11 protein-coding genes and 1 CRISPR repeat array are annotated in these 13,100 nt (G+C 33.4%); of the genes, 6 read left to right on the forward strand and 5 right to left on the reverse strand.

Translation table 11 applies throughout. The features are described from left to right. Nucleotides 1-28: 28 nt before the first annotated feature. On the forward strand, nucleotides 29-1,453 hold the full coding sequence (locus H3S74_RS01780; RefSeq protein WP_198247081.1) for a hypothetical protein: 1,425 nt from the start codon (nucleotides 29-31) through the stop codon (nucleotides 1,451-1,453). A gap of 504 nt (nucleotides 1,454-1,957) precedes the next feature. Here H3S74_RS01780 and H3S74_RS01785 read toward each other — a convergent pair. Then, nucleotides 1,958-2,212 carry a hypothetical protein gene (locus tag H3S74_RS01785; RefSeq protein WP_198247082.1) on the reverse strand — a complete coding sequence of 85 codons (255 nt, stop codon included), beginning with the start codon at nucleotides 2,210-2,212 and terminating at the stop codon, nucleotides 1,958-1,960. Continuing rightward, a complete protein-coding gene (locus H3S74_RS01790) occupies nucleotides 2,173-2,886 on the reverse strand; it encodes a hypothetical protein (RefSeq protein WP_198247083.1) in 714 nt (237 codons plus the stop codon). Before H3S74_RS01790 ends, H3S74_RS01785 begins: the two co-directional genes overlap by 40 nt. Nucleotides 2,887-3,441: 555 nt before the next feature. Between H3S74_RS01790 and H3S74_RS01795 the strand changes: the two genes are divergently transcribed. The 3 genes from H3S74_RS01795 to H3S74_RS01805 all read left to right on the forward strand — a co-directional run bounded on the left by H3S74_RS01795 (nucleotide 3,442) and on the right by H3S74_RS01805 (nucleotide 9,289). Continuing rightward, on the forward strand, nucleotides 3,442-3,651 hold the full coding sequence (locus tag H3S74_RS01795; protein WP_110448070.1) for a hypothetical protein: 210 nt from the start codon (nucleotides 3,442-3,444) through the stop codon (nucleotides 3,649-3,651). Nucleotides 3,652-4,236: 585 nt separating this feature from the next. Further along, nucleotides 4,237-4,685: a CRISPR direct-repeat array (repeat unit 28 nt; unit sequence GTTCACTACCGTGTAGGTAGTTTAGAAA). Nucleotides 4,686-4,799: 114 nt separating this feature from the next. After that, nucleotides 4,800-6,692 carry a hypothetical protein gene (locus tag H3S74_RS01800; protein WP_198247084.1) on the forward strand — a complete coding sequence of 631 codons (1,893 nt, stop codon included), beginning with the start codon at nucleotides 4,800-4,802 and terminating at the stop codon, nucleotides 6,690-6,692. A 920-nt stretch (nucleotides 6,693-7,612) separates the two neighbouring features. After that, complete coding sequence (locus tag H3S74_RS01805) at nucleotides 7,613-9,289, forward strand: hypothetical protein (RefSeq protein ID WP_198247085.1); 1,677 nt, start codon at nucleotides 7,613-7,615, stop codon at nucleotides 9,287-9,289. Nucleotides 9,290-9,350: 61 nt separating this feature from the next. Here H3S74_RS01805 and pgm read toward each other — a convergent pair whose 3' ends face one another. The 3 genes from pgm to H3S74_RS01820 all read right to left on the reverse strand — a co-directional run bounded on the left by pgm (nucleotide 9,351) and on the right by H3S74_RS01820 (nucleotide 11,773). Continuing rightward, nucleotides 9,351-10,988, reverse strand: a complete 1,638-nt coding sequence (gene pgm, locus H3S74_RS01810) for a phosphoglucomutase (alpha-D-glucose-1,6-bisphosphate-dependent) (RefSeq protein WP_198247086.1) — start codon at nucleotides 10,986-10,988, stop codon at nucleotides 9,351-9,353. 74 nt (nucleotides 10,989-11,062) lie between these two features. After that, complete coding sequence (locus tag H3S74_RS01815) at nucleotides 11,063-11,566, reverse strand: replication initiation regulator SeqA (RefSeq protein WP_198247292.1); 504 nt, start codon at nucleotides 11,564-11,566, stop codon at nucleotides 11,063-11,065. Between the two features lie 21 nt (nucleotides 11,567-11,587). Further along, nucleotides 11,588-11,773 carry a hypothetical protein gene (locus H3S74_RS01820; RefSeq protein WP_146208331.1) on the reverse strand — a complete coding sequence of 62 codons (186 nt, stop codon included), beginning with the start codon at nucleotides 11,771-11,773 and terminating at the stop codon, nucleotides 11,588-11,590. A 165-nt stretch (nucleotides 11,774-11,938) separates the two neighbouring features. Here H3S74_RS01820 and H3S74_RS01825 point away from each other — a divergent pair, with 165 nt between their 5' ends. Further along, nucleotides 11,939-12,430, forward strand: a complete 492-nt coding sequence (locus H3S74_RS01825) for a glycine zipper 2TM domain-containing protein (RefSeq protein ID WP_110448126.1) — start codon at nucleotides 11,939-11,941, stop codon at nucleotides 12,428-12,430. 228 nt (nucleotides 12,431-12,658) lie between these two features. Continuing rightward, nucleotides 12,659-13,066: a lactoylglutathione lyase gene (gene gloA, locus H3S74_RS01830; protein ID WP_110448125.1), complete on the forward strand. Its 408-nt coding sequence runs from the start codon at nucleotides 12,659-12,661 to the stop codon at nucleotides 13,064-13,066. Nucleotides 13,067-13,100: the final 34 nt, after the last annotated feature.

Here is a 13,100-nt window from a genome sequence, read left to right on the forward strand (position 1 = left end):
CATCAGGTTAATTGACATGGTAGTCACGATGTATAATAAATTTAAATTTGAAACCTGCCTAAATAATTATTTAAATTTGGTTAATTTTAGTAATAAACTAAACTGTTTACTTTTGTTAATGTTATGTTTTTTAACCATTAGTCAAAAAAGCCAAGCAATCTTAGCTAATACCGTAAATACCATTATTGGTAGTAAACCAAAAATTGTTAATATAGAAGCTGCTTCAAACAAACATGGTTTTATCTTAAATGGTGTTTTTTATAGTTCAAGCTCTCATAATTTAAACGATACGGATATTAACGAATTTGATGGTTTAACAAAATTTAGTGATTTTATTATTAAGAACTATACTGAAAATGATTTAGATAATTCATCTAATTATGATGATTCTGATGGTGATAATATTCGTAATAATAAGCCATTTATCGTTGAACAAACGGTTTACAATTGGTTTGATAATAATGGTGAAAAAATTCCTGATAGTGATATAGGTAATATCATAGGTTGTGGAAGCAATTATGCAATGCCTTTGTCATTGACATTAAAAACTTCAGTAAAAACCTATTCTGAATATGGTAACCCAAATGAAAGTGAGTCAGTAGAGATAACTAAAATATATAAAATTGCACCTACAGGTGATGTATGTTATCTGAAACCAAATTCAACTAAAGTTTTACCTTTAAATCAATGGCGTGGTAGTGATGCTCAAGGGACTATGTACCCATGGAATACAGGCCCAATAAAACCAGATCCCGAAAGTGGAGGAGGTTATAATGAAGATTTTATTGTTGATAAAGGATTTAGAGCTAGGCCAATTGTTTCAGATAAACCCTTTCCTACTACAGGCTTCCCGGGTGCAGAATTTCAATTAATAATGAATTATTCTCAAGATAGTTATACTTATAATGTAGCAGTTAATCCTGGTAATGTGGCAACAGTTGATCAAACAGGTAATGTTCTTTTAAAAGCTAAACCACCAGAAGGTAATGGTGATATTGTTATTCGAGCTACATTAAAATCATCTCCTAACAAACATTTTGATTATAAATTTAATCCAACTTCTGTTTGGATAGAACCTCAAAATGTGGGTAGTTATGATTGGCGTACTGCATTTAACCGATTTTGTGGTGGAATTGATGGATTCCCATCTCGCAAAGATTATTCTAACTCACCTGTAGTTAATGTTGGTCCTAATTGGCAACGTCATGGGAAATGGAATTTTTCTACTCGTGCTATTAATCAAGGACTTTATCCTGAATGGGGATATATAAATCGTCGTACTTATCCAAATTCTAAATGGGAGTGGGATGAAACGACTTATTTTACTAAAGATCCTAATTCTGATACACAATACTTCATTATTTACCTACATGATGGTGGACTATTGCCTTCTCCTCGTACGCCGGGTGATTTCGCAGGTAATGATTTTGCGTTTATAGCTTGTAGAAAATAACATTTTATTAAACTATGTTATGGATTATTGATACCAATGCTTGATCAAATCCGTTAACTCAAAATAGATGTTATTTACATTGACAAGAAGCGTAAGAAATAACAAAGCTATGATATTATAAAATGAAATATCATTTGTTAAATAATAGACTAATGCTACGCAGTAAAAAACAGAATGCGTTTATCTGCAATTTTGGGTGAAGTATTTTTAAGCTTTGATTTATTGTTTTTTATGATGACATAGATGGCTTATAGTTTAAAAGAAAATATTGAATCTTATCAAAATACATCTAATAACCCATATCTCAATAGGAATGATACTGAAATCAAGACAGTAAATTGTTTATATATCAGAGAGCTTTATTTTAACTATTAGGTGTGGCAAGTTTTATTTTCAACTTATAAACAAGACCGAGTTGTTAGTTGTCTCGGTCTTGTAATCAGATTAACTTATCATGAGTTTTACTGACAAGCACTACATCTTAAAATGTGCACCTAATTTTAATTATTTTGCAATTTTCTTTTCAAAATTGACAGAATAACCCATTCCTCTTTTAATATAAGCTTCCTTTGCTTGATAGCAAGGATAGGTTCCTGTTATTTTACGTTCTAAAGTATTTTTTTCGTTCCATTTTAAATTTTGTGCTTCAATGTCTGCGATTTTATCAGCACATGAGTTAAATGTTTTAATAAATTCATCATCATTATTGGTAAAGAATTTTATATGTTTTGCGTTTTCTCTATCAAAAGCTTTTCCCAACTTTTTCTAAAGGCCTTTAAAGAGTAGATATCTTCAGCACAATAAAGTGGTTTTTGTGATTCAATTGTTTGAATATCGGCGTTAGCCAGATCTTCAGTGGCGTTTTCTTCTAAAGCCGATTGAGCAACGGCACAATTTGAACCTCGACGTTGCTCTAATTTACATAGAGACATCATTTGCTCTTTAATAGCTTCGAATGAAAGTTGTTTTAATTCTTTTTTACCCTCATCAACTTTCTCATTATAAACAATTTCCCAAGCTTTACATTTAGGAGACGGTGCGGAGAATAATACATTACACCCTTCAACTTTCAGATATTCATTGATTGACTTTTGCCATGATTTGTCCGCTATTTGGTTTTTAATTGCTACCATTTCTGTTTCTAAAGCTAGTTTTTCCTCAGCTGCTTTACGTTCTTGTTCTAATTTAGCTTTTAGGATTCGATCTTCTTTAATAGCATTCTCTACAGCTTGACATTTGGTATCATTTTTTATTTTTTCGAATAATTTCTCAGCATTTTGTCTAAAAGCTTTATTTAAATCATTACGACATTCTTCTAATTTTTCTTTAGCAGAATCAATATGTTTTAAATAATACTCTTGATTCTTTTCTTCACATTCTGTCAAACCTAATCCGGCTATTAATATAAGTCCTATCACTTTTAAGTTTTTCATCATCCTTCCTATTTTAATTTAACTTAATCGATTAAATTAAGTAATAATTACTATTTATATAGTTGGGTCAATTATTGTTATTAGTAAATAAAGATAATGCGGTATTGTTTTTATCATCGTTTAGCGACATCAACAACCTACTGACAACTGAGAGAAATTAGCATGGTAAACAGGGATGTTTGGTTGGGTTGTAATTTGTCAGGAACAAATAACAGTCAGTGCGTTAACAGCGAACGAAGGCGGAAGGCAGTTACATTGTGACCATTTGCGTAGTCGCCGCGTGAATTGATAAAGAGAGTTCGCTCAAATGCTCTTTACTCGGACGTAATCACCATATAGAACTAACCACTAAACAACAAAACGTCCGAAATTAAAAGAACAAAAAAGTTGAGGAAAGGGGTTTTTTAAAACCTAAATCTAGCCTCAATTTCACTGAAATTGGCTTTAAAACTAAAATCAGTTCGCTCTAAATATAAAAGTTTATTTCTAGACAATCAGATTGGAGTGCTTCATTTAGCGACATTAGCAATGTGCTGACAACTGAGCGAGGTTAGCATGGCAAACAGGGATGTTTGGCAAGGCTGTGTTTTGTCAGGAACAAATACAGCCGGTGCGTTAAAAGCGAACGAAGACGGAAGGCAGTCACGCAGTGACCACTTGGTGGTCGCCGCGAGAGTTGGTAAAGAGGGTTCGCGCAAACCCTCTTTACTCGGACGTAAACGCCATATAGAACTAATCACCAAACAACAAAACGTCCGAAACTAAAAGAACTAAAAAAGTTGAGGAACGGGGTTTTTTAAAGCCTAAATCTAGCCACAATTTTACTGAAATTGGCTTTAAAACTAAAATAAGTTAGCTCTAAATATAAAAGTTTATTTCTAGAAAATCAGATTGGAGTGCTTCATTTAGCGACATTAGCAATGTGCTGACAACTGAGAGAGATTAGCATGGCAAACAGGGATGTTTGGCAAGGCTGTAGTTTGTCAGGAACAAATCACAGTCGGTGCGTTAACAGCGAACGAAGGCGGAAAGGCAGTCACTTAGTGACCACTTGCGCGGTCGCCATGGTAGTTGGTAAAGAGGGTTCGCGCAAACCCTCTTTACTCGGACGTAAACGCCATATAGAACTAGCTACCAAACAACAAAACGTCCGAAACTAAAAGAACTAAAAAAGTTGAGGAACGGGGTTTTTTGAAACTTAAATTTGTACCCATTTCTAACCCTTTTTTTTGACTTAAAATAAAATGATTAAAAATCAAAATATTAAAAAGTTACTCAAAAAAAGGGTTTTTAATAGTAAAATTACGCTTTGTCTTTTTGCCAACTGCATTTATAGTATGTTGTGTTCTAGTTCACTACCGTGTAGGTAGTTTAGAAAAAAGCGCGAGTTAAATAACTTAGTGCTTTTTCGTTCACTACCGTGTAGGTAGTTTAGAAATGTGGGGTCTATCTCAAGCGCCTTAGTTGCTGGTTCACTACCGTGTAGGTAGTTTAGAAATTTTCATCAAATGCTACCAAAGAACTAAGGAAGTTCACTACCGTGTAGGTAGTTTAGAAATGTGCGCTTCAGCTATATCAATTATCAATTTTGTTCACTACCGTGTAGGTAGTTTAGAAAAAATGTAATTATTAACAGGGTTAGAACCACAGGTTCACTACCGTGTAGGTAGTTTAGAAATGATAAACTTTTAACATTTCCATTACTTTCACCGTTCACTACCGTGCAGGTGGTTTAGAAAATAAACAACTCTAGTACAAGATTTAACCCAACGTTCACTACCTTGTAGGTATGACAAAAGTCTTAACAATTATTTACCAATCTGAATTTGCTATAATTACCTAATATATCTATACTTTTTTCTGCAAGGATTGCATATTTTTAGATAAAAATTATAAATTAAAGGATTAAGAGCATGTTGAGATACCCTTATTTAGGCGCTATTTCTAATTTAATTGTTAATACAACATTGACCAATAAAGAAAATATATCAAGTCACGTCCCTTCAATACAGCAATTATTCATTAATCAGCCAATAAAGCGAAATTCAACGTTTAATAAAACACTACTCAAATATTCATCCTCATTTGGCCAAACAATAGTGAAATTCTTGAAAAAGATTTGTTTATGTTCTATGACTTTTTCAACTATATTTAGCCCTGTATACGCGTTAAGTTCATTTACCACAGAAAGTATAAAAGGTAGTGCACCATATTTAACGCTAGATGATGGTGTCAACAAAATAACGAGTACAGAAGAGCTACTGGCAATTAAATTACCTAATGGTACTGTGATAACCCCGCAAAATGATGTATCAAGTATAACCAATCCGATCGAGTTACTTGATAAGAACAATACATATGCCAGTGTACAAACGATTGTTCCATTACCTATATCAGGCAATAATCAGTTTCCTGTAATAAATATGACGGATTTACTTGCTGCACCGTATAATTATTTTGCTGATGATGATGGTGATGGATTTGATGATAGTGACCTTATTACCGCAACCGCAACAGGTGACATTAAGATAAAATGGGAAGCCCGTAATCCTGCCGTAGCAGATATTAATGCTAAAAACGCATTTATAGATATTACATCGAAGGTGAAAAGTCATCCTGATGCCATTCCGGATTTATGTGATGGGGTACATAAAATAACCATTAGCGCTAGTAATAGTGAGTTAACTACACCTTATGGTGATCCCAATACAAATCATTTTCAAGAAGGTTCACATAGTTATTATTTAACGCCAAAATTAGATCCAAAAGTGTGTTATGCCCAGCCAAATTTGTATCCTGATAACGCTAGTTTAGGCGGTCGTGATTATGAGATAGATGGCATTTTATGGGATGCCGCACAAGTCGAGAGTGTCCATGATTATGGGGATTATCGAGGGTATCCAAGTAAAGGTATTAAGGTATTACGAGCAACCAATAGTGGTAATTATCAAGGTGAAACTTCAATAACTAAAAATAACTTTCCAACGACCGGATCACATGGATTGTATTTTTATTTACTATTAGGCGGTATAACACCTGAAGCGGTATTAGCTGCCAATGGCAGTACTGTACAATCTATAGAGGGGGGCAATGTTAGTTTATCATTAAGTGTAAGTAAAACCACTGAATGGGAGCATGGTGAGCATGGACCGATACCATATGGATTGGCTGAACCTGCTATAAAAATAACCTTAATCGGGCCACGTTTCAATTCTACGGATAAGAATTTTAGACCAATGACTTTCAGATTATATGCTGATAGTAATAAAAGTACGCTAATTTATGAATTTAAATTAATGCGTTGGTTTATTGCTAATCCTGAGATTGTTTTTAATAATGAAACTCGATTTGAACCACCTATTGGTTCAAATGATGAAGCTTTAAGTTATCAATCTAAGGCAAGGGATTATTGTAAAAGTTTAGGTAGTGGTTATCGATTGCCAGATGTGAATGAGTTTTCCAATACCAATCCTGACGATGGTTGGATTGGCGGTTATATTAATGAGTATGCAACGTATGCTCGTCGACAATTAAGTTATCAGGAGAATAGAAAGTGGATTGGTGGAATTGCGAATGAATGGGGGTGTATGGCTGAAGATGATTTGTATGATCCTGGTCATAATATGTTTTGCCAAACTTATACAGAAACAGATTGGAATGCATATAATTATTGGACGAATAATGTAGCAACAAATACTGAGCTACCTGAAAATGAAGGAAAACCATTTTTATATCGGGTTGAAGGAAAAACTCGGGTACTTCATTTAAATGCATTTGAAATTCGTGCTGCTTGTGTTACACCTTAAGTGTTAATTGTGTTAATCCTAAAATATAATAAATGCAAGTTATAGTCACTGTTAGTTTTTGATGTATTTTAACAGTTATTAGAGTATTGGTTTTTTATTAATATATTGCATAAAAAAGATAAAAAGCCAATATAATACCTAGTATTTAACTAATTAAAATTTTTTTAAGTGGTTTTATAAGTACTATTATTTGTCTAGCATTAATCTGCATATCTGAATTAAAAAAATAAAGTTGAATTTTATTCTTGCTGTTTTTTATTCAGTTTCTCTGGTATAAATTTACTCTTTAGTCGATATTTTATAGAGATTTTTTATTCAAAAAGGTAATTGTTTTTGCTTATTGGATAAAAGAGCAAAGTATTCAATTATTCTAAAAATGCGTACCAATAATTAATTGAGATTTCTAGGTAAATTAATTTAATAAGGTATCTCATCATGAAGAAATGATTGACCATAGAGTAAATAATAAAGGTCGATTATAAAAAATTTGAGGAACAAGGTTTTTAAAGCCAAAAATCCTCTAATAACCTCTTCGAAATTGGTTTTAAAGGAATAATTAAAGTGTAATATTACATTAAACTTTACAAAAATTAACAATTTAACAGTCGAAATAAGTTGCATGGTTTTTTTCAATCACTATACTTTTATAACTTATTTATATAACAGGATGAATTTTGTGCCAATAGGTATAAAATTGCAAATAAATCATTAATTTAGTTGACATGGATGTCGGATATGTATTATAATTTACAACACCAAACACCAAACACCAAACATGCCCAACCTATAATTTAACGTTAGTAAAGTTAAGCACGCGCAGTTTATTATCTCACTACAATTCATTTCTCCAGCAAATTCGGCAAAATTTTTTAAAATTTCTTGGTTTAGCCTTTTTATCTCGGCAGATAGTTTTCGTGTTAATGGTGTTTGTTTTACAGTCTATCTCTTTTTCTAATTATGCATTAACCACTAAAACGACCAATATTATTCAAGGTTCAGCGCCTTATTTAACGCTAGATGATGGTGTTAGTAAAATAACGAGTACAGAAGAGCTACTGGCAATTAAATTACCTAATGGTACTGTGATAACCCCGCAAAATGATGTATCAAGTATATCCAATCCGATTGAGTTACCTGATAAAAAAAATACATATGCCAGTGTACAAACGATTGTTCCATTACCTATATCAGGCAATAATCAGTTTCCTATAATAAATATGACTGATTTACTTGCTACACCGTATAATTATTTTGCTGATGATGATGGTGATGGATTTGATGATAGTGACCTTATTACTGCAACCGCGACAGGTGACATTAAGATAAAATGGGAAGCCCGTAATCCTGCTGTAGCAGATATTAATGCTAAAAACGCATTTATAGATATTACATCGAAGGTGAAAAGTCATCCTGATACCATTGTAGATTTATGTGATGGGGTCCATAAAATAACCATTAGTGCTAGTGATAGTGAGTTAACTACACCTTATGGTGATCCCAATACAAATCATTTTCAAGAAGGTTCACATAGTTATTATTTAACGCCAAAATTAGATCCAAAAGTGTGTTATGCCCAGCCAAATTTGTATCCTGATAACGCTAGTTTAGCCGGTCGTGATTATGAGGTAGATGGCATTTTATGGGATTCAGCACAAGTTGACGATGGCACTGAATATGGTCATTATCGAGGGTATCCAAGTAAAGGTATTAAGGTATTGCGAGCAACCAATAGTGGTAATTATCAAGGTGAAACTTCAATAACTAAAAATAACTTTCCAACTACCGGGTCACATGGATTATATTTTTATTTACTATTTGGCGGTATAACACCTGAAGCGGTATTAGCTGCCAATGGCAGTACTGTACAATCTATAGAGGGGGGTAATGTCAGTTTATCATTAAGTGTGAGTAAAACCACTGAATGGGAGGATCATAGTGGTCATGGACCGGATCCATATGGATTGGCTCAACCAGCTATAAAAATAACCTTAATCGGCCCACGTTTTAATTCTACGGATAAGAGTTTTAGACCTATGACATTTAGATTATATGCAGATAGTAATAAAAGTACGCTAATTTATGAATTTAAATTAATGCGTTGGTTTATTGCTAATCCTGAGATTGTTTTTAATAATGAAAGTCCATTTAAACCACCTATTGGTTCAAATGATGAGGCTTTAAGTTATCAATCTAAGGCAAGGGATTATTGTAAAAGTTTAGGTAGTGGTTATCGATTGTCAGATGTGAATGATTTTTCCAATACCAATCCTGACGATGGTTGGATTGGCGGTTATATTAATAGATATGATACGAATGCTCGTCGACAATTAAGTTATCAGGAGAATGGAAAGTGGATTGGTGGAATTGCGAATGAATGGGGTTGCTTATCTGAAGTTGGTAAGCTGGGTCAAAATGTGTATTGCCAAACTTATACAGAAACAGATTGGAATGCATATAATTATTGGACGAATAATGTAGCAACAAATACTGAGCTACCTGAAAATGAAGGAAAACCATTTTTATATCAGGTTGAAGGAAAAACTCGGGTACTTCGTATATATGCATTTGAAATTCGTGCTGCTTGTGTTACACCTTAAGTGTTAATTACGATTATAAATAAAAAGTAGGTTAATTTTGATTAACCTACCTAAGTTTAGTTTATTGAATTGCTTTAGCGACTATTTGCTGTGCTTCTTGTTGAAGAGTTAATAGATGCTCATTACCGATAAAACTTTCTGCATAAATCTTATAAGCATCTTCTGTACCAGAAGGACGAGCAGCAAACCAACCATTTTGCGTGATCACTTTTAAACCACCAATTGGCGCATTATTCGCCGGAGCAGTGGTTAAGCATTGAGTAATTTCCTCACCAGCTAGTTTATCTGTGGTTAATTGGCTGGCATCGAGTTTGGCTAATTTTTGTTTTTCAGTAAATGATGCAGGTGCTTGAATTCGACCATAATAAGAAACACCAAATTTAGCTTCAAGTTCTTGGTATTGCTCCTGTGGATTTTTGCCTGTTTTAGCCGTCATTTCCGCCGCTAATAAGCATAAAATGATGCCATCTTTATCCGTTGCCCAAACTTTGCCATTAGTTCTTAAGAATGAACCACCTGCACTTTCTTCACCGGCAAAACCGAGTTTACCATGATAAAGTCCATCAGCATACCATTTAAAGCCAACTGGATATTCAAGGTATTTTTTGTTTAAGCTATTAGCAACACGATCGATCATTGAGCTAGTGACCAGCGTTTTACCAATAGCGATATTTTGATGCCACTGTGGACGATTTTGAAATAAATAGTTTACGCAAGTTGAAAGGTAAGCATTCGGATTCATTAACCCTTTTGGTGTAACAATGCCGTGACGGTCAGCATCAGTATCGTTACCAAAAGCTAAATCAAATTTATCTTTGAGGTTTAATAAACCGGCCATTGCCCAGCGACTTGAACAATCCATACGGATCACTTCATCATGATCAAGGTGCATAAAGCTAAATGTTGGGTCAATTTTATTGTTGACGATTTCAAGGTTTATGCCGTATTTTTCAGCAATGCGGGGCCAATAAGTAATACATGCACCGCCAAGTGGATCAACACCAATTTTTAGCGATGATGCTTTAATTAATGACAGATCTAAAATATTTTCAAGATCGTTAACATAATCAGTTTCATATTCTTTAGTATGAACGTAGTCTGATTTTATTGCTTTCTCTAAGCTAACACGTTTAACACCACTAAGGTTATTTTTTAATAATTCATTAGCACGATTTTCGATTTGTTTAGTTATATCAGTATCAGCTGGACCACCATTAGTCGGATTATATTTGATACCGCCATCTTCAGGTGGATTATGTGATGGAGTAATAACTATGCCATCAGCTAATTGAGATTGTTTATCCTGATTATAAGTCAATATTGCATGAGAGATCACTGGTGTGGGAGTATAGCCCCAATTTTGCGCTATAACTACAGTTTGTTCATTCGCCACAAAGACTTCAAGCACTGATTTTAAAGCAAGTTCAGATAAAGCATGGGTATCTTGACCAATAAAACATGGTCCAGTAATATTGTTTGCTTTGCGATATTCGGCTACTGCTTGGGCAATTGCTAATATGTGTACTTCATTGAAGGTTGCTTTATTTGAGCTACCACGATGACCTGATGTCCCAAAAATAACTAATTGGCTAACATTATCAACATCTGGTTGAATTTGATAATAGTTATTTTGTAATTCTTGGATATTAATTAGGTCAGATGGTTGAGCTAATAATCCTGCACGGCTTGACTTAGCCATTTTTTACTCCTCTTTCATAACTTTATTTTAATATTCACTTTTATAATCATTATGTTAGTGAATTATTATATAGTTTACGGTAAAAAAGCATGGATAACTTGATTAATCATGCTTTCTGAGATACCCATGTCACTCATAATTGATTCAATAATATAAAGTTTTCTAGCTGTATTTGTATTACTAATTACCCAATATGGGGTACCAACAATTTCTCTTGGTTTAGTGTTTTTTCCTGAGGTTTCTAAAGATTGTTTATCTTTAGCTAAGTATTGTCGTTTACTACCATGTAGTGATGTTGCAGCAATTGAAAATAGTGCCGGGTTATAGTTATAGAGGGCACCAAGTAGTAATAAAAAACGGCTAATGATCGATTTTTCATTTTTAAATGTATCGCTAGTAAGTAGATCATTAAAAATAGGGTAGTGATTTTCTTTGGCTAATATAGGATCAGCTTTAGCTAATAGAGGTTGATTAAAGTTTAATAAACGTCGCAAAATACTTGATGCATCTTCACCAATATGTTTAGTTTGACCTGCAATAAATTGATAAAGTTCTTCGTCGATTTCGATAGTTTTCATTCTGTTACTTTGCCTATTAAATTATTTTACCGGACAACCATCAACGGGAATGGCGTCAAAATTTAAACTTTTAGTTGGTTTGTCTTGTAAACAATCTAGTTTAGATTGATGAGAGACGGTTTCGTTTTTTGTCGTCGGTTGTTGATTTTCATCATGACAGGCCGTTATCATAACTGATAATAGTAAAGGAAAAAATAACCGTTTCATGTACTTGTTGTATGGTAGATTAACAATTGAGCTGAGTATAACTCAAGTTAACCAAAAATTATATTATCTAATGATAAAAAAATGAAAATGATATTGTTGTTTTTCAAAAAGAATATTATGCTAAACATGGTATAAAAAAGTATACTCAAATTATATGAGGAATAAATTATGAAAAAAATCGTCACATTAACTATTCTAGCAGCTATTTTATCTGGATGTAGTAATAGTGATATTTACTCTGGCGATGTTTATACAGCCGACCAAGCAAAACAAGTCCAACAAGTAAGTTATGGTACAGTTGTATCGGTAAGAGCAGTTAAGATTCAAGCGAATTCTGATGGTAAAAATAATGGTAATTTAGCTGGTACTGTAGGTGGGGCTGTAATTGGTGGTGTTTTAGGTAATACGATTGGTGATGGTACCGGTAGAATTTTAGCTACAGCAACGGGCGCTATTGGTGGTGCAATATTAGGTGATGCGATTGAAAACAAATCTAGTCAAGCTGATGCAGTTGAATTAGAAATTAAACCTGAAAATGGTTCTAATTTTGTTATCGTACAAAAAGGTGATGCTAAACAGTTTTATGCTGGACAAAATGTTAAATTAATTACTAATGGTCAACGTATCAATGCAGCTCCAAGATATAGTGGTAAATAATATCTTATTTATTTCAAATTTATCATTTAAATCTGGCTAGTTTTATCTGAATTTGCTTTCGCTTATAGTTATTATAAGTGAAAGCTTCTTTTAATTTTAATTATCTTATTAGCTATTTAATCCCCATCAGCTAATTGATTATTTAGTCGACATAAAAATTTGCCTGTCTAATCACAAATCGCTAAACTCAAACTAAATGTTTTAATAGTAATAAGGAACTATATAGCAATGCGTGTATTACATACAATGATCCGAGTCGGAGATTTAAAACGTTCAATTGATTTCTATACTCGAGTTATGGGAATGACACTGCTAAGAACCAGTGAAAATCCGGAATATCAATATTCACTCGCTTTTGTCGGTTATGGTGATGAATCAACCAGTTCAGTAATTGAATTAACTTATAATTGGGGAACAGAAAAATATGATCACGGTACAGCTTTCGGTCATATTGCTATTGGTGTAGATAATGTCGCTAAAATGTGTGAGGATGTTCGTCAAGCTGGCGGTCGAGTTACTCGTGAAGCTGGTCCAGTGAAAGGGGGAAAAACGATTATTGCTTTTGTTGAAGATCCCGATGGTTATAAAATAGAGTTAATTCAAAATAGCCAAGCGACTAAAGCATTAGGCAATTAATTCAGTTATGCTAATTTTAACTATCGCCGAATTA

Origin of the sequence: Gilliamella sp. W8126, from assembly GCF_016102185.1 — a bacterium.
In the GTDB taxonomy this organism is placed as follows: domain Bacteria; phylum Pseudomonadota; class Gammaproteobacteria; order Enterobacterales; family Orbaceae; genus Gilliamella; species Gilliamella apis_A.

Coding starts and splice junctions, on each gene's coding strand:
- H3S74_RS01790 (WP_198247083.1), bottom strand. CDS start 2,886: ATGAAAAACTTAAAAGTGATAGGACTTATATTAATAGCCGGATTAGGT.
- H3S74_RS01820 (WP_146208331.1), bottom strand. CDS start 11,773: ATGAAACGGTTATTTTTTCCTTTACTATTATCAGTTATGATAACGGCC.
- pgm (WP_198247086.1), bottom strand. CDS start 10,988: ATGGCTAAGTCAAGCCGTGCAGGATTATTAGCTCAACCATCTGACCTA.
- H3S74_RS01780 (WP_198247081.1), top strand. CDS start 29: ATGTATAATAAATTTAAATTTGAAACCTGCCTAAATAATTATTTAAAT.
- H3S74_RS01800 (WP_198247084.1), top strand. CDS start 4,800: ATGTTGAGATACCCTTATTTAGGCGCTATTTCTAATTTAATTGTTAAT.
- H3S74_RS01815 (WP_198247292.1), bottom strand. CDS start 11,566: ATGAAAACTATCGAAATCGACGAAGAACTTTATCAATTTATTGCAGGT.
- gloA (WP_110448125.1), top strand. CDS start 12,659: ATGCGTGTATTACATACAATGATCCGAGTCGGAGATTTAAAACGTTCA.
- H3S74_RS01805 (WP_198247085.1), top strand. CDS start 7,613: ATGGTGTTTGTTTTACAGTCTATCTCTTTTTCTAATTATGCATTAACC.
- H3S74_RS01795 (WP_110448070.1), top strand. CDS start 3,442: ATGGCAAACAGGGATGTTTGGCAAGGCTGTGTTTTGTCAGGAACAAAT.